The sequence below is a fragment of the Actibacterium sp. D185-2 genome (assembly GCF_054954595.1).
The window spans coordinates 22,631-49,097 of the sequence record NZ_JBPWNX010000005.1; the positions used below are offsets into that span (position 1 = coordinate 22,631).

Consider the following 26,467-nt stretch of genomic DNA (forward strand, 5'->3'; position numbering starts at 1 on the left):
TTATACGCCGCGCGCGGGGTTCGTCCAAGGGGGCGGGGCGGTTTTTGCAACTTGTGGCCGCTGTGCCCCATGGCATAGGGTCAGGGCACCAAGCCGAAAGGATCTGCGATGACCACCTGCGTATTCGTTCAACTGCGCTGCGTTCCGGGCCAGACCTATGCCGTGGCCGAAGAGATCGTGCTGCGCGAGATCCATTCAGAGCTGTATTCGACCAGCGGCGATTATGACCTGCTGATGAAGCTTTACATCCCCGAGGGTGCGGATGTGGGCAAATATATCAACGATCATCTGCTGGATATTCCGGGCATCGCCCGGTCGCTGACGACGCTGACCTTCAAGGCGTTCTGAGGCGGATCAGCCCTGTGGCGGCACCGGGCGCGGTGCGCCCGCGTCATCCAGCGCCACGAAGGTGAAGATGCCGGCGGTGACCTGCTCGCTGTCCTCGCTATAGCGGGCCCGGCGCCAGGCCCGGACCTCGATCTTCATCGAACTGCGCCCGACCCCGATCAGATGCGCGTAAAGCGTGACCTCGTCGCCGACCTTCACGGGTTTCAGAAACTGCATCCCGTCCACCGCGATGGTCGCCGCGCGCCCGATCGCGACCCGCGCCGCGACAGAGCCCGCCGCCAGATCCATCTGCGACATCAGCCAGCCGCCGAAAATATCGCCCACCGGGTTGGTGTCGGCGGGCATGGCGATGGTGCGGATCGTCGGCTCGATCCCTTCGGGGGGCAGATTGGGCATGGGGGCTCCTTTGGCGCGCTGCCGCAGCCTACGCCGCGGGCGGGGCCGTGGGCAAGCCGCGCCCGTATCCGATGAAGGGGAATGTGCCGAAACGAAAAAGGCGCAGCCGAAGCTGCGCCCTGTTTCATCCCCGGTGGGGGAAAATTGGAGCGGGCGATGAGATTCGAACTCACGACCCTAACCTTGGCAAGGTTATGCTCTACCCCTGAGCTACGCCCGCGTCCTTGGGTGAGGGGGGATTTACTCAGTCACGCCGGGGGCTGCAAGAGGAAAATCGGCCCCGGCGTGAATTTTCTATCCGCGCCGTCGCTTGGCGCGCAGCAGGTTCAGCACCTCGACCGCGCCAGAGAACGCCATCGCCCCATAGATGAAGCCGCGCTCGATATGATAATGGGCGCCGTCGGCCACCAGCGCCATGCCGACCATCACCAGAAAGGCCAGCGCCAGCATCTTGGTCGAGGGGTGATCCTCGACGAATTGGGCGATAGGTTCTGCCGCGATCATCATGACCAGAACCGCGACCACCACGGCGGCGACCATTACCGGCAGGTGATCGGCAATACCCACGGCGGTGATCACGCTATCGAGCGAAAACACCAGATCAAGCACCATGATCTGCGCGATCACCCCGGTAAAGCTGGCCGCGCCGCGCGCCGTTGCATGGTTTTCCTCGCCCTCGACCTCGTCGAAAATCTCGGTCGAGGCTTTCCAGATCAGGAACAACCCGCCGGCCAGCAGGATCAGGTCGCGCCAGGACAGATCGAAGCCGGCGACGGTGACGAAGGGAGCCGACAGCGAGACGATCCAGGCGATCGAGAACAGCAGACCCACCCGCAGGAACAGCGCGCCGATCAGGCCCAGAAACCGCGCCCGCCCGCGCTGTTCGCGCGGCAGGCGCTGGGCGGCGATCGAGATGAAGATGACGTTATCGACACCCAGCACGATTTCCAGCACGGTCAGCGTCAGGAAAGAGGCCCAGACGGCCGGGTCGCTCAGCAGGTGCAGCATGATTTATCCTTCAGAACAATGCGATGCGCAGGTTGACCAGCGCCCCGGCGATCAGCATGGCAAAGGTCAGCGCCATGCCCGCGATCCGCGCGGATGACCGTTGCGGCGTGGCACCCAGCCCCCAGGCGTGCAGCAGCCGCCCGGCCAGCAGCATCAGCCCCAGCAGATGCATCAGCCAGCCAGGGGCGCCCTGTGCGTCGGCCAGCGCCATCAGCAACAGACCCATCGGCGCGTATTCGGCGCAGTTGCCCTGAACCCGGATCCGCGTGAACAATTCCTTGTCCTCGCCGTCGCCGGTCGAAACCTTCGCGGTGACGCGGCGGTTGATCACGCGCACGCTGAGAAAGACGTAAAACAGGGCGGTCAGCCCGGCATAGAGAGAGGTAATGGTCAGCATGGGTTGTTCCCCGGGTCATGGCGTTGCCGCGACCATACGGGATTCGCGCGGCTGCGCCAGAGGGCCGCGCGCCACGCTCGTTCTATTTCAGCTCGACCAGCAGATCCTTGGCGTCGATCTGCGCACCGGGGGTGATATGCACCGCTTTCACCACCGCATCGCGTTCGGCGTGGATGCCGGTTTCCATCTTCATCGCCTCGATCGTCAGCAGCAGGTCGCCCTCTTTCACGCTGGCCCCCGCCACCACCGCGACCGTGGCCACCACGCCCGGCATCGGCGCGCCGATATGGGACGGGTTGCCCAGCTCGGCCTTGGGGCGTTTGGTGACGATGGCCTTGGCCTTGCGGTTGGGCACGCGGATCACGCGGGGCTGGCCGTTCAGCTCAAAGAACACCTTGGCGTCGCCGTCGTCATTGGTTTCGCCCACCGCCTGCATCCGGATTTCCAGCGTCTTGCCGGGGTCGATCTCGGCGCTGATCTCTTCGCCCGATTCCATGCCGTAAAAGAAGGTGCGCGTGGGCAGGGTGCGGACCGGGCCATATTGTTCGTGCCGGGTGGCGTAATCGGTAAAGACCTTGGGATACATCAGGTAGCCGTTCAGATCCTCGTTGTCGATCTCGATCCCGTCCAGCTTGGCCGACAGCTCTTTGCGGGCGGCGTCCAGGTTGACGGGTTTCAGATGCTTGCCGGGGCGTTCGAGATTGGGTTGCTCGTCCTTCAGCACCTTTTTCAGGATGCCTTCGGGCCAGCCGCCCGGGGGTTGGCCCAGATTGCCGCGCATCATGTCGATCACGGAATCGGGGAAGGCCACGTCGATCTCGGGGTCTTCGACCTGGGCCCGGGTCAGGCCCTGACTGACCATCATCAGCGCCATGTCGCCCACCACTTTCGACGACGGCGTAACCTTGACGATATCGCCGAACATCGCGTTCACATCGGCATAGGTCTGGGCGACCTCGTGCCAGCGATCCTCCAACCCCAGGGAGCGCGCCTGCGCCTTGAGGTTGGTGAACTGCCCGCCGGGCATTTCGTGCAGATAGACCTCGGACGCGGGGGCCTGAATCCCGGATTCGAACGCCCGGTACTGGGTGCGCACCCCTTCCCAGTAATCGCTGATTTCGCGGATCGCACCGATGTCCAGCCCGGTGTCGCGCGGGGTGTTGCGCAGCGCTTCGACCACCGAGCCCAGGCAGGGCTGCGAGGTGCCGCCGGAAAACGCATCCATCGCCGCGTCGGCCGCATCGACGCCCGCCTCGGCGGCGGCCAGGATGGTGGCGCCGGCGATGCCGCTGGTGTCATGGGTGTGGAAATGGATCGGCAGCCCGACCTCGTCCTTCAGCGCGCGGACCAGAACGCTGGCCGCGGCCGGTTTCAGCAGGCCCGCCATGTCCTTGAGCCCCAGGATATGCGCGCCGGCGGCTTTCAGATCCTTGCCCATGCCGACATAGTATTTCAGGTCGTACTTGGCGCGGGTCGGGTCCAGAATGTCGCCGGTGTAACAGATCGTGCCTTCGCAGACCTTGCCGCTGGCGATCACCGCGTCCATCGCGACGCGCATGTTTTCGACCCAGTTCAGGCTGTCGAAGACGCGGAACACATCGACCCCGGTTTCCGCCGCCTGACGTACGAATTCGCGCACCACGTTGTCGGGGTAATTGGTATAGCCCACCCCGTTCGAGGCGCGCAGCAGCATCTGGGTCATCACATTGGGCAGCGCGACACGCAGATCGCGCAGCCGCTGCCACGGGCATTCCTGCAAGAAGCGATAGGCCACGTCGAACGTGGCGCCGCCCCAGCATTCGACGCTGAACAGGCCGGGCAGGTTGGCGGCATAGGCGGGGGCCACGCGGATCATGTCCAGCGATCGCATCCGCGTCGCCAGCAGTGACTGGTGCCCGTCGCGCATCGTGGTGTCGGTCAGCAGCAGCTGCGGCTGCTCGGCCATCCAGTCGGCCACGGCTTCGGGGCCGAATTCGTCCAGGATGGTGCGGGTGCCGGGGCGGGGCATATCGGCGCGCAGCGCGGGGGGCCTGGGCGCGCGGGCCTCGGCCGGGGGCTTGGCGCGGCCCTCGGTCTCGGGGTGGCCGTTGACGGTGATGTCGGCGATGTAGGTCAGGATCTTGGTCGCCCGGTCGCGCCGCGCCTTGAACTCGAACAGCTCGGGCGTCTGGTCGATGAACTTGGTGTGGTATTCGTTGTTCAGGAAGGTCGGGTGCTTGAGCAGGTTCTCGACGAAGGCAATGTTGGTGCTGACGCCGCGGATGCGGAATTCGCGCAGGGCGCGGTCCATCCGGGCGATCGCGGCCTCGGGCGTGGGCGCCCAGGCGGTGACCTTTTCCAGAAGGCTGTCGTAATAGCGGGTGATCACCGCGCCGGAATAGGCGGTGCCGCCGTCCAGCCGGATCCCCATGCCGGTGGCACCGCGATAGGCAGTGATGCGACCGTAATCGGGGATGAAATTGTTCAGCGGATCCTCGGTGGTGATCCGGCATTGCAGGGCATGGCCCGACAGTTCCACATCATACTGGCTGGCGGTGCCGGTGGCCTCGACCAGCGATTTACCCTCGGCGATCAGGATCTGGGCGCGCACGATGTCGATGCCGGTCACTTCCTCGGTGACGGTATGTTCGACCTGCACGCGCGGGTTCACCTCGATGAAGTAGAATTCGCCGCTGTCCATATCCATCAGGAATTCGACGGTGCCCGCGCATTCGTAATTCACATGCTCGCAGATCTTTTTGCCCAGATTGCACAGCTTTTCGCGCTGGGCCTCGCTCAGATAGGGGGCGGGGGCGCGTTCCACGACCTTCTGGTTGCGGCGCTGCACCGAACAGTCGCGTTCCCACAGGTGATAGATATTGCCGTGGCTGTCGCCCAGGATCTGCACCTCGACATGGCGGGCGCGAATGATCATCTTTTCCAGATACCCCTCGCCGTTGCCAAAGGCGGCCTCGGCCTCGCGACGGCCCTCGCGCACCTTTTCCTCCAGCTCGCTCTCGCTCATGATCGGCCGCATTCCGCGCCCGCCGCCGCCCCAGCTGGCCTTCAGCATCAGGGGATAGCCGACCTCGGCCGCCTCCTTGCGGATCGCGTCCATGTCGTCGCCCAGAACCTCGGTCGCGGGGATCACCGGCACCCCGGCCTCGATCGCCACGCGCCGGGCGCTGGCCTTGTCGCCCAGTTTGCGCATGGTTGCGGCCTTGGGGCCGATGAAGGTCAGGCCGGCGGCTTCGCAGGCTTCGACGAAATTGGGGTTTTCGGACAAAAGGCCATAGCCCGGATGTACCGCGTCGGCGCCGCACGCCTTGGCCACGCGGATGATTTCTTCGATCGACAGATAGGCCGCGACCGGCCCCAGGCCTTCGCCGATGCGGTATGCCTCATCCGCCTTGAACCGGTGCAGGCTGAGCTTGTCTTCCTCAGCGTAGACCGCGACCGTCTTCTTGCCCAGCTCGTTCGCGGCCCGCATGATGCGGATCGCGATCTCGCCCCGGTTCGCAATCAGGATTTTCTGAAACTCAGCCATCGTCCATCCCCTCCGTCAACGTGGGTGCGATCGGCGGTGGCCCGCACCCGTGCGTCCATCATTATATTTTATTCTGCATCGCAGCGCGAGCGCCAGTCCTGCGTGACAGCTTTGTGAAAATAGGTCAACCAACTTGCCTGAAATGGCTTGGAACAATTTATGAACACAGCTTTAACTCGACACCGAACCGGGCTAGATTATCAGACATGAACAGGTTTGACGAAGATGACGCCTTCGAGGCGGGTGCAGCCCTTTCCCTGTCGGCGCGGGCGATGGCTGCGCGCCCCATGCCCTATCTGGACGGGCTGAACCCGGCGCAGCGCGCCGCGGTCGAGGCGTTGGATGGCCCGGTTCTGATGCTGGCGGGCGCGGGCACCGGCAAGACCAGGGCGCTGACCACCCGAATCGTGCATCTGCTGAACACCGGCACCGCGCGCCCCAATGAAATTCTGGCGGTGACCTTCACCAACAAGGCCGCGCGCGAGATGAAGGAGCGCGTGGCCGGGCTGTTGGGGCAGCCGATCGAGGGCATGCCCTGGCTGGGCACGTTCCATTCGATCTGCGCCAAGCTGCTGCGCCGCCACGCCGAACTGGTCGGGCTGAAGTCGAATTTCACCATTCTGGACACCGACGATCAGATTCGGCTGCTCAAGCAGGTGATCGTGGCCGATGGGATCGATGAAAAGCGCTGGCCGGCCCGCGCGTTGGCCGGGGTAATCGACAATTGGAAGAACCGCGCCTGGACCCCCGACAAGGTGCCTGCGGCCGATGCGTCGGCCTTCAACGGGCGCGGCGTGGCGCTTTATGCTGCGTATCAGGACCGGCTGAAGACGCTGAACGCGGTGGATTTCGGTGATCTGCTGCTGCATGTGGTGACGATCTTTCAGACCCATGAGGACCTTCTGGCGCAGTATCAGCGCTGGTTCCGCTATATTCTGGTGGACGAATATCAGGATACCAACGTGGCGCAGTATCTGTGGCTGCGGTTGCTGGCGGGGGGGCACCGCAATATCTGTTGCGTGGGTGACGACGATCAGTCGATCTATGGCTGGCGCGGCGCCGAGGTGGGCAACATCCTGCGGTTCGAAAAGGATTTTCCCGGCGCGGCGGTGATCCGGCTGGAGCAGAACTATCGCTCGACCCCGCATATCCTGGCCGCTGCCAGCGCGGTGATCGCGGGCAACAAGGGCCGGCTGGGCAAGACCCTGTGGACCGACCGGGAAGATGGCGAAAAGGTTCGCCTGATCGGCCATTGGGACGGCGAGGAAGAGGCGCGCTGGATCGGCGAAGAGATCGAGGCGATGCAGGCGGGCTCGCGGGGGCTGGAGCCGTTTTCGCTGGATGACATGGCGATTCTGGTGCGCGCCAGCCACCAGATGCGCGCGTTTGAGGATCGATTCCTGACCATCGGCCTGCCGTACCGCGTGATCGGCGGCCCGCGATTCTATGAACGGATGGAGATCCGGGACGCGATGGCCTATTTCCGCGTCTCAGTGTCGCCCGATGACGATCTGGCCTTCGAGCGAATCGTGAACACCCCCAAACGCGGCCTTGGCGACAAGGCGCAGCAGAAAATCCAGCAGATGGCGCGCGCCAATGGCGTGGGGCTGGTCGAAGGCGCGCGGCTGTTGCTGGCGGCCAAGGGGCTGACCGGTAAGGGCGCGGCCGAACTGGGGAAACTGCTGGCGGGAATCGGCCGCTGGCACGGGGCCGTTCTGGACGGCACCGTCAGCCATATCGAACTGGCCGAGGTGATTTTAGACGAATCGGGCTATACCGAGCACTGGCAGAACGACAAGACGCCAGAGGCACCCGGCCGTCTGGAAAACCTCAAGGAACTGGTCAAGGCGCTGGAGCAGTTCGAGAATCTGCAAGGGTTCCTCGAACACGTCGCGCTGATCATGGACAATGAAACCGAAGAGAGCGGCGCCAAGGTGTCGATCATGACGCTGCATGGCGCCAAGGGGCTGGAATTTCCCGCCGTCTTTTTGCCGGGCTGGGAAGATGGCCTGTTCCCCAGCCAGCGTTCGATGGACGAAAGCGGCCTGAAGGGGCTCGAGGAAGAGCGCCGCCTGGCCTATGTCGGCATCACGCGGGCCGAAAAGCTGTGCACGATCTCTTTTGCCGCCAACCGCCGGGTCTATGGTCAGTGGCAATCGGCCCTGCCGTCGCGGTTTATCGACGAATTGCCCGAGGCGCATGTGGATGTTCTGACCCCGCCGGGCCTGTATGGCGGCGGTTACGGTGCCGCAGGCATGAGCGGCGGGATCGAGGATCGCGCGGCGCAGGCCAACGTCTATAACTCGCCGGGCTGGAAACGGCTGCAAGAGCGCAGCCAGGCGCGGGCCACCAGTCAGCCGAAGGGCCGCCCCGTGGTGATCGACAGTCAGGCCGTGTCCAGCTTTACCGCCGGTGACCGGGTGTTTCACCAGAAATTCGGGTACGGCACCGTGCTGGGCATCGAAGGCGACAAGCTGGATATCGAGTTCGACAAGGCCGGCGCCAAGAAGGTTGTGGCGCGTTTCGTCGTGGCGGCAACCCAGGCCGACGACGTCCCGTTCTGAAAATTCCGAAAATCTGAAAAGACCCGGGCCGGGGCATAAAAAAACGGCGACGCCAGGGAGGAGGAAGGCGCCGCCGTTCTTTTCTGCGAAGGCCTCAGGGAGGAGGAGGAAGCCTGCGCATCTCGGGTCGGGACTGGGTCGCTGTGCGACCGGGCCCCGGAATTTTGCGACGGCGACGCCAGGGAGGAGGAGGGCGCCGCCGTCTTGTTCTGCGAAGGCCTCAGGGAGGAGGAGGAAGCCTGCGCATCTCGGGTCAGGGCTGGGTCGCTATGCGACCGGGCCCCGGGATTTGGCGAGCGGCGGCGCCAGGGAGGAGGAGGGCGCCGCCGTTCTGATCTACGGAAAACCTCAGGGAGGAGGAGAGAGTCTTCCGTATTCTGGTGGGGCATGTGCCCCGGTGTAAAAGGGCGGCGACATCAGGGAGGAGGAAGATGCCGCCGCAAAAAACAGAAAGCCCAGGGAGGAGGTAGGACTTTCTGATCCGTATTCTTTAGATGCCGTAGGCAGCCTCCAGTGCCAGCCTGCGGATCATCGACCGGCTGATCCCGAGATCGGCCAGGTCACGTGCATTCAGGGCGCTAAGCTCGCTCACAGTGCGGCGATAGACACGCCGCCGGGCCAGCTCGTCACGGGTGACATCGACGATGCGGCGCAGCCACTGGGCAAAGCCATAGTCCGAAACCGCAATATGTTGTACATCAGCCATCGTCGTCGTTTCCCGTGTTTCCCTTAGGCGTTACCGCTATCGGTGCCGCTGTTGGGTTAAAGATACGTCTATGCTGCAGATGCACAATGGCCGTTTGTGAAATGCCGCTATGCAGCAAATGCATAAGTGGTACTGACATAAATATTAGGCGCTTTGCCTGCAATCTGCGCAGCGATTCAGGGGGTCTTGCCCTTGGCGCGCGGATGATCATGTTGGGGCTGCCACACAGGAGATTCCGGATGCAAATATCCCGTAACGTCATACTTGACACTTTGAAGGGCGTCGCCCTGCCGGACGGGGGCGATTTGGTGTCCCGCGACATGGTTCGCGCGCTGACGGTCGAGGGCGGAGCGGTCAGATTCGTCATCGAGGTGGATGATTCCGCCGCCGCCGCGCGTTTGCAGCCGGTCTTGCAGGCGGCCGAGGCCGCGGTTCGCGCGCTGGCCGGGGTGGACAGTGTCGCCGCGGTGATGACGGCGCATGGACCGGCGGCGAAACCCGCCGCATCGCAGGGTGACGCGCCCAGCCTGAAGATCGGCCGCCACCCCACGCCGGGCGGCGTGCAGCAGGTGGCCGGGGTCGACCGCATTCTGGCGGTGGCGTCGGGCAAGGGCGGGGTCGGCAAATCCACGGTCTCGTCCAACCTGGCGGTGGCGCTGGCGCGGCAGGGGCGGCGTGTGGGGCTGCTGGACGCCGACATATACGGGCCGTCGCAGCCGCGCATGATGGGTATTACCAAGCGCCCGGCCTCGCCCGACGGCAAGACGATCATCCCGCTGCAGGCGCATGGGGTCACGGTGATGTCGATCGGGCTGATGGTCGATCCCGATCAGGCGGTGGTCTGGCGCGGGCCGATGCTGATGGGCGCGCTGCAACAGATGCTGGGGCAGGTGGAATGGGGCGAGTTGGACGTTCTGATCGTCGATCTGCCGCCGGGCACGGGCGATGTGCAGCTGACCCTGTGCCAGCGCACGGCGCTGACCGGGGCGCTGGTGGTGTCCACGCCGCAGGATGTGGCGCTGCTGGACGCGCGTCGGGCGATCGACATGTTCGGCAAGCTGAAGACGCCGGTTCTGGGCCTGATCGAGAATATGTCGATGTATATCTGCCCCAAATGCGGGCATGAGGCGCATATCTTCGGCCATGGCGGGGTGCGGGCCGAGGCCGAAAAGCTGGGCGTGCCGTTCCTGGGCGAGCTGCCGCTGGCGCTGGAAGTGCGCGAGGCGGGCGATGCCGGCGTGCCGGTCGCGGCGGGCGCCGGGCCGCTGGCCGAGGCATATGCCAAACTGGCCGCCGGGCTGGTCGCGGGCGGGATCGCCTGACACCTACGGGAAATCATGGGATCAAGATGGGCCGCTGCGGGTTTTCCGGGCGGCCCGAATCGTTTTTGGCGGGCGATTGAGCTGAAAACATCTGATTCTGTGGGGCGGTCGGAAAAAAATTGGGAAAATGCGGGAAGGGCGGCCTAGCTGAGTTTTTTTGCTACATATTGTGCCGCTTTCAACTTCAAATCCCATATTCAGCGCTTCACTTTGACTTTGAGTCTCTAAATCTTGTTTCTCAGGCCCTCTCAACGCAGCATATTGCGTTGCGTTCCCGCGAAAACCTGTTGATTTCCATAAATTCCCATGGCATCCCTTGTGCATCGGAAGAGGGCGGACTTAAGGGGCATCTAAAGAACCCCGAACAAAGGCACCAAAGTCAGGTTTCATACAGGCAACCGCTTTCTCCGAACCAAAAGATCCGACGCGCGAGCGAGCAGACATCCCCCCAGGTGGCATGCGCAGTTGGACACCCAGTGATGGGACGAGGGCGGCGGATTGGGCAGTGGCAGCAGCTCAGTCCGCCGTTTTCGTCTCGGGGCCAAAGAGGCAACATAGGAGCGTCGGGACAGTGGCGCGCAGGTTCAGAGGCGAAAGCCAGCACAAGGTGGATGCAAAGGGCAGGGTTTCAATCCCGGCCCTGTTTCGCCGTGTGCTCGAAGCCGGCGATCCCGACTGGACCGACGGTCTGCGCCCGCAACTGGTGATCGTTTACGGCGACCACCGCCGCAAATTCCTGGAATGTTATACGGTCGAGGCCATTGACGAGGTGGACGAAAAGATCGCCGCCATGCCGCGCGGCTCGATCGAGCGGCGGATGCTGGAACGGCTGATCCACGGCCAGTCGCATCCGACCGAGGTCGACAATGACGGCCGTCTGGTGCTGCCGCAAAAGCTGCGCGACAAGATCGGGCTGGACGATCAGGCCTTCTTCATTGCGTCGGGCGACACGTTCCAGATCTGGAAGCCCGAAACATACGAGACCGAAGAGCTGGCCAAGACCGAGGCCTGGCTGGACGATCTGCCCGACGATTTTGACCCTCTTTCCCTGCTGGACAGCGCGGGAGGCGCCTGAGCGATGTCTGCCACGGCACATCCCTCGCCCCCGTCTCCGCCCCATGTTCCCGTCCTGCTGCGCCCGCTTCTTGCTGCTGTCGCGCCGGTGTCGGGTCTGTGGCTGGATGGCACCTTCGGCGCGGGCGGCTATACCCGTGGCCTGCTGGAGGCCGGCGCCGATTGTGTGATCGGCGTGGACCGCGACCCGGCGGTGTTCGCCATGGCCGCCGACTGGGCCGCCGCATATGGCGAACGGCTGAAACTGGTCGAGGGCACGTTTTCCAGGCTCGATACCTATTCCGATGTGCCGCTGGACGGTGTGGTGCTGGATCTGGGCGTGTCGTCCATGCAGCTTGATCAGGCCGAGCGCGGTTTCTCCTTCATGAAGGACGGCCCGCTGGATATGCGGATGAGCCAATCGGGCCCTTCGGCCGCCGATCTGGTGAACGAGGCCGACGAGGCCGCGCTGGCCGACATTTTGTACCATTATGGCGAAGAGCGCGCCTCGCGCCGGATCGCCCGCGCGATTGTTGCGGCGCGCAAGGTGCAGCCGTTCGAAACCACCGGCCAGCTGGTCGCGGTGGTCGAACGCTGCCTGCCGCGCCCCAAGCCGGGCCAAAGCCATCCCGCCACCCGCAGCTTTCAGGCGATCCGCATCGCGGTGAATGACGAGTTGGGCGAGTTGGTCGAGGGGCTGTGTGCCGCCGAACGTGCGCTCGGACCCGGTGGCAAGCTGGCGGTGGTCAGCTTTCATTCCATCGAGGATCGGATCGTGAAGCGGTTCTTGCAGGCGCGATCCGGCGGGGCGGGGCGCGCCAACCGCTATGCGCCCGAAATCGAAACGGAAACGCCGCAGTTCCGGCTGCTGTCGCGCCGCGCCATCGGGCCGGACGACCAGGAGCTGGCGGAAAACCCGCGCGCGCGCTCGGCCAAGCTGCGGGTGGCGGAACGGACGGGGGCCCCGGCGGGGCAGGTGGACCGGGGCGCGTTGGGCCTTCCGGCGGTGATGACAGGGGACAAACGGTAATGCGTGGGCTGTTTTATGTGATGTCGGCCTTGGCGGTGATGGGGCTGGCCTTTTGGGCCTACCGCGAGAATTACGAAACCCAGCAGGCCATCCAGGACACTGAATCCCTGCAGCGCGAAATTGGCCGGATGCGCGAGTCGCTGACCATGCTCAAGGCCGAATGGGCCTATCTGAACCGCCCCGAACGGCTGCGCGAACTGGCCGACCTGAACTTTGAGCGGCTGGGCCTGCTGTCGCTGCGCCCCGAACAGTTCGGCCTGATCGATCAGGTGGCCTATCCGATGGAGGATCTGCCCGAACTGATCGGCACGGTCGAGGTCGTGGGTACGTTGGAGGACACGGAATGATCCGCACCCCGCTGCGCCCGCTGGCCCGCATTCTGGAGGCCCGCGCCAAGGGCGAAAACCCCGATGCGATCGAACGCGAAAACCTGCGCCTGCGCCACGAACAGATGCGCGATCAGGCCCGCGCCCGGGCCGAGGGGCGACTGTTCATCCTGGCGGTGCTGTTCTTTTGCGCCTATGGTGCGATCGGCGCACGGATGGGGCTGCTGGCCGCGTCCGAGCCGCAGGAGCCGCGGGTGGCCTTGTCGGACTCGGGCATCGTTGCGCAGCGCGCCGATATCATCGACCGCAACGGCAATGTGCTGGCCACCAACCTGGCGACCCACGCGCTTTATGCCCAGCCGCCGTTCATGATCGACAAGGCGCGCGCGGCACGCGAACTGGTGGCGATCTTTCCCGACCTGAACGAGGAAAAACTGCTGGCGCTGTTCACCGGCAAACGCAAGTTCCTGTGGATCAAGAAGAAACTCAGCCCCGAGCAGATGCAGCGGGTGCACGATATCGGCGATCCCGGTCTGCTGTTCGGCCCGCGCGAGATGCGGCTTTACCCCAATGGCAAGCTGGCCGCGCATGTTCTGGGCGGCAGCAGCTTCGGCCGCGAGGGCGTGCATTCGGCCGAGGTGATCGGCACCGCCGGGGTGGAAAAGGCGTTCGACACCTATCTGCGCGACCCGGCCAATGGCGGCCAGCCGCTGCGCCTGTCGCTGGATCTGACGGTCCAGGCGGCGACGCGGCAGGTGCTGTATGGCGGCATGAAGCTGATGAATGCCAAGGGCGCGGCGGCGGTTCTGATGGATGCGCATACGGGCGAGATCGTGTCGCTGGTGTCGCTGCCGGATTTCGACCCGAATGAACGCCCGCGCCCGCTGACTCAGGGCGATGCCTCGGACAGCCCGCTGTTCAACCGCGCGGTGCAGGGCCGTTACGAGCTGGGCTCGACCTTCAAGATTTTCACCGTCGCCCAGGCGATGGAAGAGGGGCTGATCGATCCCGAAACCCAGATCGACACCGCCGGGCCGCTGCGCTGGGGCAAGTTCCGCATCAACGATTTCCACAATTACGGCCCGCACCTGTCGGTCACCGACGTGATCGTCAAAAGCTCGAATATCGGGACCGCCCATATCGCCCAGATGATCGGCGCCGACCGGCAGCGCGCCTTCATGGGCCGGATCGGCATGCTGGACCCCACGCCGGTCGAACTGGTCGAGGCCCCGGCGATCAAGCCGCTGATCCCGGCCAACTGGTCCGAACTGTCGACCATGACGATTTCCTATGGCCACGGGCTGTCGGCCAGCCCGCTGCATCTGGCGGCGGCCTATGCATCGGTGCTGAATGGCGGCTACAAGGTGGACCCCACGCTTCTGGCGGGCGGGCGGCCGCGTTCGGGCGAACGGGTGGTGTCGGCCGAAACCTCGGCCGCGGCGCGATCCATGCTGCGCCAGGTGGTGGCGCGCGGCACTGCCAGCTTTGGCGAGGTGCCGGGCTATGCGGTGGGCGGCAAGACCGGCACCGCCGACAAGCCCAAGCCCACCGGCGGCTATTACGACGACAAGGTGATCGCCACGTTCGCCAGCATCTTTCCCGCCGATGATCCGAAATATGTGCTGGTCGTGACGCTGGACGAGCCCGAGGAAACCTCGGGGGTCGAGCCGCGCCGCACCGCGGGCTGGACCGCCGTCCCCGTCGCGGCCGAGATCATTCGCCGTACCGCGCCCCTGCTGGGGTTGCGGCCAGCGATTGAACCCCGCCCCGGCTTCGGGGTAACACTCACCAGCAACTGAGGTGCGGGGACGACTATGGCAGATCGGGCAGCGGCAACATCACTGGCACAGCTTGGTCTGACCGCCAAGGCCGGGCGCGAGGCGCGCATCACCGGCCTGTCGGTGGACAGCCGGCTGGTGAAGGAGGGTCATTTGTTCGCGGCCCTGCCGGGCACCAGAGTGCACGGCGCGGCGTTCATCAAATACGCCTTGCGGATGGGTGCGGGCGCGGTGCTGACCGATGCCGATGGCGCACGGATCGCCGCGGCCGAGCTGGCCGATTCCGAGGCCGCGCTGGTGGTGGCCGAGGATCCGCGCCAGACCCTGGCCTATACGGCGGCGCTGTGGTTCGGCGCGCAGCCCGAAGTGCTGGCCGCCGTCACCGGCACCAACGGCAAGACCTCGGTCGCGACATTCACCCGTCAAATCTGGGCGTTACTGGGCCATGAGGCCGCCAATCTGGGCACGACCGGCGTCGAGGGCGCGTTTACCGCGCCGCTGAACCACACGACGCCCGAACCGATCACCCTGCACCGGCTGCTGGCCGACATGGCCGACGCGGGCGTGACCCACGCGGCGATGGAGGCATCGTCGCACGGGCTGGCGCAACGGCGGCTGGACGGGGTGACGCTGCGCGCGGCGGGGTTCACCAACTTCACCCAGGACCATCTGGATTACCACGCCGATTTCGATGAATATTTCGCGGCCAAGGCCGGGTTGTTCGCGCGTGTTCTGCCCGAAGACGGCACCGCGGTGATCAATCTGGAAGATCCCAAAGGCGCCGCGATGGCCGAGATCGCCACCGCGCGCGGCCAGACCCTGCTGACGGTGGGGCGGTCCGCGGGGGCCGATTTGCGGCTGTTGGGCCAGCGTTACGACGCGACCGGGCAGGATTTGCGCTTTGCCTGGCACGGCGACACGCATCAGGTTCGGCTGAACCTGATCGGCGGGTTCCAGGCGGAAAACGTGGCTCTGGCCGCCGGGCTGGCGATCGCCTGCGGGGATGAGGCCGGGCATGTCTTCGCCACGCTGCCGGGGCTGACCACCGTGCGCGGCCGGATGCAACTGGCCGCGATCCGTGGCAACGGGGCGGCGGTGTTCGTCGATTACGCCCATACGCCCGACGCGCTGCAGACCGCGCTCAGCGCGCTGCGCCCGCATGTGATGGGCCGCCTGATCGCGGTCTTTGGCGCGGGCGGCGACCGTGACATGGGCAAGCGCCCGCTGATGGGGCGGGCCGCCGCCGAACATGCCGATGTTGTATTTGTGACGGACGACAACCCCCGAAGCGAGGATCCGGCCAGTATTCGTGTAGCAATACTGCAAGCCTGCCCCGACGCGATCGAGGTCGGCGACCGCGCCGAGGCGATCCTGCGCGGGGTCGATGCGCTGGGGCCGGGCGATGCGCTGCTGATCGCGGGCAAGGGGCATGAGACCGGCCAGATCGTGGGCGACGACGTGTACCCTTTCGACGATGTAGAACAGGCCAGCGTGGCGGTGGCGGCGCTGGACGGGCGGGTGACATGAGCGTTCTGTGGACCTCTGACGCGGCCGCCGCCGCGACCGGCGGGCGCAACACCCGGGCCTGGCAGGCGGGCGGCGTGTCGATCGATACCCGCACGATCCGGCCGGGCGATCTGTTCGTGGCGCTGACGGATGTGCGCGACGGCCACGACTTCGTGGCGCAGGCGCTGGACAAGGGCGCGGCGGCGGCGCTGGTGTCGCGCATTCCTGCGGGTCTGGCCCCCGACGCACCGTTGCTGATCGTGGATGACGTGCTGGGTGCGCTGGACGCATTGGGCCGGGCGGCACGGGCGCGGACGGCGGCGAAACTGGTGGCGGTGACCGGCTCGGTCGGCAAGACCTCGACCAAGGAAATGCTGCGTGTGGTGCTGGCCGGGCAGGGCCGGGTCCATGCCGCCGAGGCCAGCTATAACAACCATTGGGGCGTGCCGCTGACCCTGGCGCGGATGCCGGCCGACTGCGATTTCGCGGTGATCGAGATCGGCATGAATCACCCCGGCGAGATCGCCCCGCTGGCCATGATGACCCGCCCGCATGTGGCGCTGATCACCACCGTCGTCGCCGCACATCTGGAAGCATTCGACAGCGTCGCCGGCATTGCCCGCGAAAAGGCCGCGATCCTGGACGGGCTGGAGCCGGGCGGCGTGGCGGTGCTGAACAACGACCTGGACGAAAGCCCGATCCTGATCGCCAAGGCGCGGCAGGTGGGCGCGCGGATCGTCACATTCGGGGCCGCGAAAGGCAGCGATTTCAGGCTGAAACAGGCCAACCTTCATGCGGATGCGACAATCGTGCAGGCCACGGCGCCGGGCGGCGATGTCCTGTTCAAGATCACCACGGCGGGGCGGCATTTCGCGATGAACGCGCTGGGCGTTCTGGCGGTGGCCCATGCGCTGGGGATCGATGGCGCGCTGGCGGCCTGCGATCTGGCCGAATGGCTGCCGCCGGCGGGCCGCGGCGCGCGCGAGGTGCTGCAGCTGGATGCGATCGACGAACAGTTGACGGTCGAACTGATCGACGACGCCTTCAACGCCAACCCGGCCTCGCTGACCGCGGCGTTGGAGGTGCTGGCCGCGGCCCATACCGAAGACGGGCTTGGCCGTGTGTCCAAGGGGCGGCGGATCGCGATTCTGGGCGATATGCTGGAACTGGGCTCGGACGAGGCCGCGCTGCACCGCGCGGTGGCGCAGGATCCGTCGATGGCCAGGCTCAGCCTGGTGCATTGCGTGGGGCCCAGGATGCGCGCGCTTTACGAGACGCTGCCCGCAAAGCAGCGCGGCGAATGGCACGCCACCGCCGATGCGCTGGCCGCGCGGGCCCACGTGCTGGTCGATGCGGGTGACGTGGTGTTGGTGAAGGGGTCCAAGGGCAGCCGGGTTTCGGTTGTGGTTGACGCGCTCCGGAAATTGGGACAAGCGGTCCCGACCAAGGGACTGAGGGACTGATTTCATGCTCTACTGGCTGGCCGGATTTTCCGACGGTGGCGACTTCTTCAACCTGTTTCGCTATATCACCTTCCGGGCGGGGGCGGCCTTCTTCACCGCGCTGATCTTCGGTTTCGTGTTCGGGCGGCCGCTGATCAACCTATTGAAAAAGCGACAGAAAGGTGGCCAGCCGATCCGCGAGGACGGCCCGCAGAGCCATCTGGAAACCAAGGCCGGCACACCGACCATGGGCGGGGTTCTGATCCTGGGCGCGCTGATCGTGGCGACGCTGCTGTGGGCGCGGCTGGACAACCCCTATATCTGGATCGTGCTGTTCGTGACGGTGGGGTTCGGCGCGATCGGCTTTGCCGACGATTATGCCAAAGTGTCGAAAAACAACACCAAGGGCGTGCCGGGACGGGTGCGGTTCGGAATCGGGCTGGCGATTGCGGCGGTGGCGGCGGTGGCCTCGGCCATGGTGCATCCCGACGCGCTGGCCAACCAGCTGGCGCTGCCGGTGTTCAAGGATACGCTGTTCAATCTGGGGTATCTCTTCGTGCCCTTCGCGATGATCGTGATCGTGGGCTCGGCCAATGCGGTGAACCTGACCGACGGGCTGGACGGGCTGGCGATCATGCCGGTGATGATCGCGGCGGCCACGCTGGGGGTGATCGCCTATACGGTGGGGCGGGTCGATTTCAGCGACTATCTGGACGTGCACTATGTGCCGGGCACCGGTGAAATCCTGATTTTCTGCGCCGGGCTGATCGGCGGGGGCCTGGGGTTCCTGTGGTACAATGCACCACCGGCGGCGGTGTTCATGGGCGATACCGGGTCGCTGGCACTGGGCGGCGCGCTGGGCGCGATCGCGGTGGCCACCAAGCATGAGATCGTGCTGGCCATTGTCGGCGGGCTGTTCGTGGTCGAGGCGCTGTCGGTGATCATCCAGGTGCTGTATTTCAAGCGCACCGGCAAGCGGGTGTTCCTGATGGCGCCGATCCACCATCACTTCGAGAAAAAGGGCTGGGCCGAGCCGCAGATCGTGATCCGGTTCTGGATCATTTCGCTGATCCTGGCGCTGATTGGTCTGGCCACGCTGAAGTTGCGGTAAGGGAAAGGGGGGCGCTGCCCCCCTCGCACGCCTTGCGGCGTGCTCACCCCCCGGGATATTTGAACGAAAAAGAAGGGCGCGGGGCCGCGTCCGCATTCGGTCGGGGGGAAGCGATGATTCCGGTTCTTGGATATGACGGGGCGAAGGTCGCGGTGCTGGGGCTGGGCCGGTCGGGGCTGGCCACGGCGCGTGCATTGCGGGCGGGCGGGGCCGAGCCGCTGGTCTGGGACGACAACGAGGCCGCGCGGGACCGGGCCGGGGCCGAGGGTTTCACGCCTCACGATCTGACCCGCGCGGGGGCGTTGGACGGGGTGGCCGCGCTGATCACCTCGCCCGGTATTCCACATCTGTATCCTGCGCCCAACCGGGTGATTGCCGCCGCCTGGGCGGCCGGGGTGCCGGTGGACAACGATATCGGGCTGTTTTTCCGCTCGCTGGCCACGGATGACTGGGACGGTTTCGATACAGCCCCGCGGGTGATCGCGGTGACCGGATCGAACGGCAAATCCACCACCTCGGCCCTGATCTATCACATCCTGCAGGAAGCCGGAAAGGAGGTGCAGCTTGCCGGCAATATCGGGCGCGGGGTGCTGGATATCGACCCACCGGGCGATGGCGGCGTGGTGGTTCTGGAACTGAGCAGCTATCAGACCGAACTCGCCCGCGCCCTGACCCCCGATGTGGCGGTATTCACCAATCTTACCCCTGATCACCTTGACCGGCACGGTGGGCTGGGCGGATATTTCGCGGCCAAGCGCAGGCTCTTTGCCGAGGGCGGGCCGGACCGTGCGGTGATCGGCGTGGATGAGCCCGAGGGCCGGTTCCTGGCCAATCAGATGGGCGAGGGCGCGGTGGATGACCGGGTGATCCAGGTGTCATCGGGGCAAAAACTGTCGGGACCGGGCTGGTTGGTCTTTGCGCGCAAGGGCTTTCTGGCCGAGTGGCGCAAGGGGCGGCAGCTGGCTTCGGTCGATCTGCGCGGGGTGGCGGGCCTGCCCGGGGCGCATAACCATCAGAATGCCTGCGCGGCCTATGCGGCGGCGCGCACGCTGGGCTTGGCGCCGAAGCTGATCGAGCAGGCGTTCCAGTCCTTCGCCGGCCTGCCGCATCGCAGTCAACTGGTGGCCGAGGCGGGCGGTGTGCGCTTCATCAATGACAGCAAGGCTACCAATGTGGACAGCGCGGCCAAGGCGCTGGCAGCCTTCACCGGCATCCGCTGGATTTGCGGCGGGCTGGAGAAAGAGGGCGGGCTGGGCGCGCTCGCGCCCTATCTGGACCACGTGGTCAAGGCCTATGTGATCGGACGCGAGGCGGCGGGTTTCGCACTGCATCTGGGCGGCACACCACATGAGGTGAGCGAGACGATGGCGCGTGCGGTGGCCCGTGCCGCAGCCGAGGCGCAGCCGGGCGAGGTGGTTCTGTTGGCCCCGGCAGCGGCCAGTTTCGACCAGTATGACAATTTCGAACAGCGCGGCGAGGATTTCATCGCGCAGGTCGGCGCGGCGCTGGCGGGCTGATGCTTTCGATATGAGTGATCGGTGCCTGCGAAAGCCCCGGTTTCTTTTTCGCGGAAATATCCCGGGGTTTGGGGCGCTGCCCCAATTCGCACGCAGTGCGAGCAGGCGTGCGCCGCAGGCGCGCTATCTGAAAACCGCCCGCTACAGGCTGACCGCCTCGGCCGTGTCTTTCAAAAGCTGCGCGCTGCGGGTCAGGGCTGCGGCCTCTTCATCGGTCAGGTCGGGCATCAGATCGGCGGTGACGCCCGCGGCGCCGACCACGCGGGGCAGCGACAGCGCCACATCTTCCACGCCCAGCACTTCGGGCGTGACGATCGACACCGACATTATCGCCTGCTGATCCTGCGCGATCGCCCGCACGATCCGGGCCAGCCCGGCGCCGATCCCGTACCAGGTGGCGCCCTTGCCGTTGATGATCGTATAGGCCGCGTTGCGTACGCCGTCGTCGATCCGTTCGCGCACATTGGCGGTGATCGGCGCGCCCAGCTGCGCAGCGAACGACATCAGCGGCACCGACCCCGCGCGCGCGTTCGACCAGGCCAGCACCTCGCTGTCGCCATGTTCGCCCAGCACATAGGCATGGATCGAGCGGGGCGAGATCCCCAGATGGCTGCCCAGCAGGCTGCGAAACCGCGCGGTGTCCAGAATCGTGCCCGAGCCGATCACCCGGCCCGCCGGCAGGCCGGTCAGCCGGGTGGTGATCTGGGCCATGATATCCACCGGGTTGGAGGCCACCAGCAGAATCGCATCGGGGGCCTGTTCCAGCACCCGCGCGGTAACCTCGCGAAATACCGCCGCGTTGCGCGACAGCAACTGCAGCCGGGTCTCGCCCGGTTTCTGGCCGACCCCCGCCGACAGAATCACCACGCCCGCCCCCTTCAGCGCCGCGTAATCGCCGGCCTCGACCACGGTGGAGGCGGTGAACGGCACCGCATGGGCGATGTCCTGCGCCTGGGCCAGCGCCAGCGCGCGGTTGAGATCGACTAGAACCACATGGCTGACGGTTCCGGTCAGGGCCAGCGCATAGCCCGCCGCACTGCCCACCATGCCCGCGCCGACAATTCCCACCTTCATGATCGTTCCCCCGTGACTGCCTCTTTCCCTTATAGCAGCAGTGGCGCGGCGCGGGGCAGGAAATCGGGGGCCGATCTGCGGCATGGGTGCAACGCCCGGCACGCCGGCACAAAAAGTTTCAGCAGTTGTAAAATCCCACTTGCGCCGACTCATGTCCGGCCCTATCTGCCGCCTTACAGACGCCAACGCACGCGCCTCTGGCCGGCGGTTCCGCCGCCCGCGTTTATGTAGCGACGGTAACGTCTCCTTTTGGAAGTGAGCGGTCATTCTTTGGCCGGGTCTATTGGAGATGACCATGAACGCTACGATTACCGGCCTTGCCGGTCGCGCAGTTTCTGCGCCTGCCACCCGCATTGAAAACTTCATCCGGTCGATGCAATTCGACCGCCCGACGCTGGTGATCGACACCCAGGCCGTCGCCAACCAGTATCACGCCCTGAAGGCGGGGCTGGGCCGCGCGGATATCCACTATGCCGTCAAGGCGAACCCGGCGCGCGACGTGATCGAGACGCTGGTCAACCTCGGCTCGCATTTCGATGCGGCCTCGCGCGGCGAGATCGAGCTGTGCCTGAGCCAGGGCGCGGTGCCCGAGCACATTTCCTTCGGCAACACGGTCAAACGCGCCTCTGACATCGCCTTCGCGCATCACGCGGGCATTGACCTGTTCGCGGCCGATGCTGAGGAAGAGCTGGAAAAGATCGCCGAGCACGCGCCCGGCGCGCAGGTCTATATCCGCCTGATCGTCGATGCGTCCGAGGCCGACTGGCCGCTGTCGCGCAAGTTCGGGTGCGCCCGTGACAAGGCGCTGGATCTGCTGGCACTGGCCACGCGCCTGGGGTTGAAGCCCGTGGGCTTTTCGTTCCATGTGGGGTCGCAGACCCGCCGGGCCGAGATGTGGACCGCCACGCTGGACCAGATCGCCGAGATCTGGCACCGCGCCCGTGCCGCGGGCCACGCGCTGACCCTGCTGAACATTGGTGGCGGTTTTCCCGCGTTTTATGGCGAGGCGATCGACCACCCGACCCGTTATGCGGCCCGTGTGATGGCGCTGGTGACCGAGCGGTTCGGCGATGTGCCGCGCGTGATGGCGGAACCCGGCCGCGGCCTGGTGGCCGAGGCGGGCATGATCGCGGCCGAGGTGCTGCTGGTGTCGAAGAAATCCGAGGCGGACACGTTCCGCTGGGTCTATCTGGACATCGGCAAATTCTCGGGTCTGGCCGAAACCATGGATGAGGCGATCCGCTATCAGTTCATCACCGACCGCGACTATGAGGAAGCCGGCCCCTGCATCCTGGCCGGTCCGTCCTGCGACAGCGCCGATGTGCTGTATGAAAAGCGGCCGGTGCAACTGCCGGTGGGGCTGAAATCGGGTGACCGGTTCATCATCCGCAACTGCGGCGCCTATACGTCGAGCTATAGCTCGGTAGGTTTCAACGGCTTCCCGCCGCTGGATGTTGTTGTGATCTGACCCTTCGGCCCCGGCCTTCTGGCCGGGGCATTTCCAGAATGCGGCCCTGCGGGCCACGCCTTTTTCATGCGCCCTGCCGGGCGCGGCCTCCGGCGGGGATATTTTTGCGAAAAAGAAGGGGGCAGGCTTCGCGCTGGCGTCAGGGCGGTATCCGCGCTACACTGCTTCGCAGACCCGGAAAACGGGCGGTTTGAGGCAGTCGAGGCGGAAATTTCATGACGGAAATGGTGTATGGCACCGCGCCGATGCGGGCGGGTGAGCCGATTCTTCCCCGGTGGTGGCGGACGATCGACAAGTTGACGATGTCATGCATCCTGTTGCTGTTCGGGGTGGGGTTGTTGCTGGGGCTGGCGGCCTCGCCGCCTTTGGCCGCGCGTAACGGGCTGGACCCGTTCCATTATGTCGAGCGGCAGGCGTTTTTCGGCGCGCTGGCGCTGGGCGCGATGTTCCTGACCTCGATGATGTCGCCCGAAATGGTGCGCCGTTTGGGCGTGCTGGGGTTTTTCGGCGCCTTCGTGGCGCTGGCGCTGTTGCCGGTGCTGGGCACCGATTTCGGCAAGGGCGCGGTGCGGTGGTATTCGCTTGGCTTTGCCAGCGTTCAGCCGTCCGAGTTTCTGAAGCCCGGATTCATTGTGCTGGCCGCCTGGCTGATGGCCGCCAGTCAGGAGGTTTCGGGCCCGCCGGGCAAGAGTTTTTCTTTCGCCATTGCCATTGTGATCGTGGGCTTTCTGGCGATGCAGCCCGATTTCGGGCAGGCGGCGCTGATCCTGTTTGCCTGGGGGGTGATGTATTTCGTGGCCGGCGCGCCGTTTCTGCTGCTGGTGGGCATGGCGGCGCTGACCGTGTTGGGCGGCACCGTCGCCTATAACAATTCAGAGCATTTCGCCCGCCGCATCGACGGTTTCCTGTCGCCCGAGATCGACCCGCGCACCCAGCTGGGCTATGCTGCCAACGCGATCCGCGAAGGCGGGTTCTGGGGCGTCGGTGTCGGCGAGGGGCAGGTCAAGCAATCGCTGCCCGACGCGCATACCGATTTCATCATCGCCGTGGCGGCCGAGGAATACGGGCTGATCCTGGTCTGGGCCATTATCGGGCTTTATGCGGTGATCGTCGTGCGCTCGCTGTTTCGGCTGATGAAAGAGCGTGATCCGTTCACGCGGCTGGCGGGGACCGGGCTGGCCTGTGTTTTCGGCGTGCAGGCGATGATCAACATGGGGGTGGCGGTGCGGCTGCTGCCGGCCAAGGGCATGACGCTGCCGTTTGTCAGCTATGGCGGCTCTTCGCTGATCGCGGGCGGGGTGATGGTGGGCGCGCTGCTGGCCTTTACACGCAGCCGGCCGCAGGGCGAAATCGGCGATCTTCTGATGCGGCGGGGGCGCGGATGAGCGGCGGCGCACCCTTGCTGGTGATCGCGGCGGGCGGCACCGGCGGCCACATGTTTCCGGCCCAGGCCCTGGCCGAGGCGATGCTGGCGCGCGGCTGGCGGGTGAAGCTGTCGACCGACGCGCGCGGTGCGCGCTATGCCGGCGGTTTTCCGCAGGCGGTCGAGATCGAGGAAATCGCCAGCGCCACCTTCGCGCGTGGCGGGGCGTTGGCCAAGCTGGCGGTGCCGGTCCGGCTGCTGGGCGGGGTGGGCGGCGCCTTGTTGAAAATGCGCCGCGACAAGCCCGCCGTGGTGGCCGGGTTCGGCGGCTATCCGTCCTTTCCGGCGATCACCGCGGCCACGCTTCTGGGGCTGCCGCGGATGATCCATGAACAAAACGGCATCCTGGGCAAGGTCAACCGCGCCTTCGCCACGCGCGTCACTGCGGTGGCCTGCGGCACCTGGCCCACCGATCTGCCCGAAGGTGTCGAGGGCATGCATACCGGCAACCCGGTCCGCGCCGCCGTTCTGGCGCGCGCGGGTGCGCCCTATATTCCGCCGGGCGATTACCCCATGAGCCTGCTGGTGATCGGCGGCAGCCAGGGTGCGCGCATCCTGTCGGATGTGGTGCCGGCGGCGGTCGCGGCCCTGCCCGAACCGATCCGCCAGCATCTGCGCGTGGCCCATCAGGCCCGCCCCGAGGATATGGAGCGCGTGACACAGGCCTATGCCGATGCGGGCATCCGGGCCGAGGTCAAAAGCTTTTTCACCGATATCCCCGAGCGGCTGGCCGAGGCGCAGCTGGTGATTTCGCGCTCGGGCGCGTCTTCGGTCGCCGATATCGCCGTGGTGGGGCGGCCCAGTATCCTGATCCCCTTCGCCGCGGCCACGGGCGACCATCAGACCGCCAATGCGCGCGGGCTGGTCGATGCGCAGGCGGCGATCTTGATCCCCGAATCCGCGCTTGAGCCCGCCGCGCTTTCAGAGCAGATAGGCGCGGTTCTGACCAACCCCGTCGCGGCCCGGCAGATGGCCCATGCGGCACTGGCCTTCGGCCTGCCGGATGCGACCGAGCGGTTGGCGGGCATGGTCGAGGCACTGGCAGATGAGGGCGTAACCGGATGAACGCGGCAGCAGCAACCAAACTTCCCACCGATGTGGGGCCGATCCATTTCGTGGGCATCGGCGGCATCGGCATGTCGGGCATCGCCGAGGTGTTGCTGAATCTGGGCTACACCGTTCAGGGCTCGGACCTGAAGGCCAGCAAGATCACCGAGCGGCTGGCGGGCCTGGGCGCCACGATCTTTGTCGGCCAGCGTGCCGAAAACCTGGAGGGCGCCGAGGTGGTGGTGATTTCCTCTGCCATCAAGCCGGGCAACCCGGAACTGGATGCCGCGCGGCTGAGCGGCCTGCCGGTGGTGCGCCGGGCCGAGATGCTGGCCGAACTGATGCGCCTGAAATCCAACGTGGCCGTGGCCGGCACCCATGGCAAGACCACCACCACGACGATGGTGGCCACCTTGCTGGATGCGGGCGGGATCGACCCCACGGTAGTGAATGGCGGGATCATCCACGCTTATGGCTCGAACGCGCGGATGGGGCAGGGCGAATGGATGGTGGTCGAGGCCGACGAGTCCGACGGCACCTTCAACCGGCTGCCCGCGACCATCGCCATCGTTACCAATATCGACCCCGAGCATATGGAGCATTGGGGCGATTTCGATGCGCTGCGCAAAGGTTTTTACGATTTTGTGTCGAACATCCCGTTCTATGGGCTGGCCGTGTGCTGCACCGATCATGCCGAGGTGCAGGCGCTGGTGGGCAAACTGACCGACCGGCGCGTGGTGACCTTCGGCTTCAACGCGCAGGCCGATGTACGCGCGGTGAATCTGCGCTATGCGGCCGGGGTCGCACATTTCGACATCGCGCTGCAGGCCGAGGGCAAGCTGATCGAGGGCTGCACCCTGCCGATGCCGGGCGATCATAACGTTTCCAACGCGCTGGCCGCGGTCGCGGTGGCGCGTCATCTGGGCATGAAGCGTGCCGAGATCCGCACGGCGCTGGCCAATTTCGCCGGGGTCAACCGGCGGTTCACCAAGGTGGGCGAGGTGGGCGGCGTGACCATCATCGACGATTACGGCCATCACCCGGTTGAAATCGCCGCCGTGCTGCGCGCCGCGCGGCAGGCGACCGAGGGTCGGGTGGTCGCGGTGCATCAGCCGCACCGCTATAGCCGCCTGCATTCACTGTTCGACGATTTCTGCGCCTGTTTCAACGACGCCGATGTGGTCGGTATCGCCGAGGTATTCGCCGCCGGCGAAGCCCCGATCGAAGGCGCCAGCCGCGACGATCTGGTGGCCGGGCTGATCCGCCACGGCCACCGCCATGTCAGCGCCGTAACCAGCGAGGACGATCTGGAGGCCCTGGTGCGCGCCGAGGCCGGGCCGGGCGATATGGTTGTCTGCCTGGGCGCGGGCACGATTTCGGCCTGGGCCAACGCCCTGCCCAAGCGGCTTCAGGGCTAGGGGGCGG

The 26,467-nt window shown here is 65.8% G+C and carries 21 protein-coding genes and 1 tRNA gene; 15 read left to right on the forward strand and 7 right to left on the reverse strand.

Annotated features, from left to right (window positions below; all coding sequences use genetic code 11):
- The first annotated feature begins 108 nt into the window (after positions 1–108).
- Positions 109–348, forward strand: a complete 240-nt coding sequence (locus tag ACSR1C_RS10515; protein WP_460259516.1) for an Lrp/AsnC ligand binding domain-containing protein — start codon at positions 109–111, stop codon at positions 346–348.
- A gap of 6 nt (positions 349–354) precedes the next feature.
- Here ACSR1C_RS10515 and ACSR1C_RS10520 read toward each other — a convergent pair whose 3' ends face one another.
- From ACSR1C_RS10520 to ACSR1C_RS10540, 5 genes are all read right to left on the reverse strand, one after another.
- The gene (locus ACSR1C_RS10520) at positions 355–744 is read right to left on the reverse strand and encodes an acyl-CoA thioesterase (RefSeq protein ID WP_460259515.1); all 390 of its coding nucleotides are present in this window, start codon (positions 742–744) and stop codon (positions 355–357) included.
- A 145-nt stretch (positions 745–889) separates the two neighbouring features.
- A tRNA-Gly gene (locus ACSR1C_RS10525) sits at positions 890–964 on the reverse strand.
- Positions 965–1,038: 74 nt separating this feature from the next.
- Positions 1,039–1,752 carry a TerC family protein gene (locus ACSR1C_RS10530; RefSeq protein ID WP_460259514.1) on the reverse strand — a complete coding sequence of 238 codons (714 nt, stop codon included), beginning with the start codon at positions 1,750–1,752 and terminating at the stop codon, positions 1,039–1,041.
- A gap of 10 nt (positions 1,753–1,762) precedes the next feature.
- Complete coding sequence (locus ACSR1C_RS10535) at positions 1,763–2,149, reverse strand: MAPEG family protein (RefSeq protein ID WP_460259513.1); 387 nt, start codon at positions 2,147–2,149, stop codon at positions 1,763–1,765.
- Positions 2,150–2,231: 82 nt separating this feature from the next.
- Positions 2,232–5,675: a pyruvate carboxylase gene (locus ACSR1C_RS10540; RefSeq protein ID WP_460259512.1), complete on the reverse strand. Its 3,444-nt coding sequence runs from the start codon at positions 5,673–5,675 to the stop codon at positions 2,232–2,234.
- Between the two features lie 206 nt (positions 5,676–5,881).
- Between ACSR1C_RS10540 and ACSR1C_RS10545 the strand changes: the two genes are divergently transcribed.
- A complete protein-coding gene (locus ACSR1C_RS10545; RefSeq protein ID WP_460259511.1) occupies positions 5,882–8,239 on the forward strand; it encodes an ATP-dependent helicase in 2,358 nt (785 codons plus the stop codon).
- Between the two features lie 490 nt (positions 8,240–8,729).
- Here the strand turns inward: ACSR1C_RS10545 and ACSR1C_RS10550 are convergent, their stop codons facing one another.
- The gene (locus ACSR1C_RS10550; protein ID WP_460259510.1) at positions 8,730–8,945 is read right to left on the reverse strand and encodes a DUF1127 domain-containing protein; all 216 of its coding nucleotides are present in this window, start codon (positions 8,943–8,945) and stop codon (positions 8,730–8,732) included.
- Positions 8,946–9,184: 239 nt separating this feature from the next.
- On the opposite strand from ACSR1C_RS10550, the gene ACSR1C_RS10555 reads away from it, so the two are divergent.
- From ACSR1C_RS10555 to murD, 9 genes are all read left to right on the forward strand, one after another.
- The gene (locus tag ACSR1C_RS10555; RefSeq protein WP_460259509.1) at positions 9,185–10,267 is read left to right on the forward strand and encodes an Mrp/NBP35 family ATP-binding protein; all 1,083 of its coding nucleotides are present in this window, start codon (positions 9,185–9,187) and stop codon (positions 10,265–10,267) included.
- A 571-nt stretch (positions 10,268–10,838) separates the two neighbouring features.
- Complete coding sequence (gene mraZ / locus ACSR1C_RS10560) at positions 10,839–11,342, forward strand: division/cell wall cluster transcriptional repressor MraZ (protein WP_460259508.1); 504 nt, start codon at positions 10,839–10,841, stop codon at positions 11,340–11,342.
- 3 nt (positions 11,343–11,345) lie between these two features.
- On the forward strand, positions 11,346–12,350 hold the full coding sequence (gene rsmH, locus ACSR1C_RS10565; protein ID WP_460259507.1) for a 16S rRNA (cytosine(1402)-N(4))-methyltransferase RsmH: 1,005 nt from the start codon (positions 11,346–11,348) through the stop codon (positions 12,348–12,350).
- Positions 12,350–12,697 (forward strand): cell division protein FtsL, encoded by a 348-nt coding sequence (gene ftsL / locus ACSR1C_RS10570; RefSeq protein ID WP_460259506.1) that lies wholly within the window; start codon positions 12,350–12,352, stop codon positions 12,695–12,697. Before rsmH ends, ftsL begins: the two co-directional genes overlap by 1 nt.
- Complete coding sequence (locus ACSR1C_RS10575; protein WP_460259505.1) at positions 12,694–14,475, forward strand: peptidoglycan D,D-transpeptidase FtsI family protein; 1,782 nt, start codon at positions 12,694–12,696, stop codon at positions 14,473–14,475. The genes ftsL and ACSR1C_RS10575 overlap by 4 nt, the downstream gene beginning before the upstream one ends.
- Positions 14,476–14,490: 15 nt before the next feature.
- Positions 14,491–15,981: a UDP-N-acetylmuramoyl-L-alanyl-D-glutamate--2,6-diaminopimelate ligase gene (locus ACSR1C_RS10580; protein WP_460259504.1), complete on the forward strand. Its 1,491-nt coding sequence runs from the start codon at positions 14,491–14,493 to the stop codon at positions 15,979–15,981.
- Positions 15,978–17,423 carry a UDP-N-acetylmuramoyl-tripeptide--D-alanyl-D-alanine ligase gene (locus ACSR1C_RS10585; protein WP_460259503.1) on the forward strand — a complete coding sequence of 482 codons (1,446 nt, stop codon included), beginning with the start codon at positions 15,978–15,980 and terminating at the stop codon, positions 17,421–17,423. Before ACSR1C_RS10580 ends, ACSR1C_RS10585 begins: the two co-directional genes overlap by 4 nt.
- A gap of 4 nt (positions 17,424–17,427) precedes the next feature.
- Positions 17,428–18,513, forward strand: a complete 1,086-nt coding sequence (mraY, locus tag ACSR1C_RS10590) for a phospho-N-acetylmuramoyl-pentapeptide-transferase (protein WP_460259502.1) — start codon at positions 17,428–17,430, stop codon at positions 18,511–18,513.
- Between the two features lie 113 nt (positions 18,514–18,626).
- Positions 18,627–20,030: a UDP-N-acetylmuramoyl-L-alanine--D-glutamate ligase gene (murD, locus tag ACSR1C_RS10595; protein ID WP_460259501.1), complete on the forward strand. Its 1,404-nt coding sequence runs from the start codon at positions 18,627–18,629 to the stop codon at positions 20,028–20,030.
- Positions 20,031–20,171: 141 nt separating this feature from the next.
- Here the strand turns inward: murD and ACSR1C_RS10600 are convergent, their stop codons facing one another.
- Entirely contained in the window at positions 20,172–21,104 is a 933-nt protein-coding gene (locus ACSR1C_RS10600) for an L-lactate dehydrogenase (protein WP_460259500.1), read from the reverse strand.
- 295 nt (positions 21,105–21,399) lie between these two features.
- On the opposite strand from ACSR1C_RS10600, the gene ACSR1C_RS10605 reads away from it, so the two are divergent.
- The 4 genes from ACSR1C_RS10605 to murC all read left to right on the forward strand — a co-directional run bounded on the left by ACSR1C_RS10605 (position 21,400) and on the right by murC (position 26,460).
- Complete coding sequence (locus ACSR1C_RS10605; protein WP_460259499.1) at positions 21,400–22,572, forward strand: type III PLP-dependent enzyme; 1,173 nt, start codon at positions 21,400–21,402, stop codon at positions 22,570–22,572.
- Between the two features lie 215 nt (positions 22,573–22,787).
- Positions 22,788–23,957, forward strand: coding sequence for a putative lipid II flippase FtsW (gene ftsW / locus ACSR1C_RS10610; RefSeq protein ID WP_460259498.1), 1,170 nt, complete (start codon positions 22,788–22,790; stop codon positions 23,955–23,957).
- On the forward strand, positions 23,954–25,060 hold the full coding sequence (locus ACSR1C_RS10615; RefSeq protein ID WP_460259497.1) for a UDP-N-acetylglucosamine--N-acetylmuramyl-(pentapeptide) pyrophosphoryl-undecaprenol N-acetylglucosamine transferase: 1,107 nt from the start codon (positions 23,954–23,956) through the stop codon (positions 25,058–25,060). The genes ftsW and ACSR1C_RS10615 overlap by 4 nt, the downstream gene beginning before the upstream one ends.
- Positions 25,057–26,460 (forward strand): UDP-N-acetylmuramate--L-alanine ligase, encoded by a 1,404-nt coding sequence (gene murC / locus ACSR1C_RS10620; protein ID WP_460259496.1) that lies wholly within the window; start codon positions 25,057–25,059, stop codon positions 26,458–26,460. The genes ACSR1C_RS10615 and murC overlap by 4 nt, the downstream gene beginning before the upstream one ends.
- The last annotated feature ends 7 nt before the right edge of the window (positions 26,461–26,467 follow it).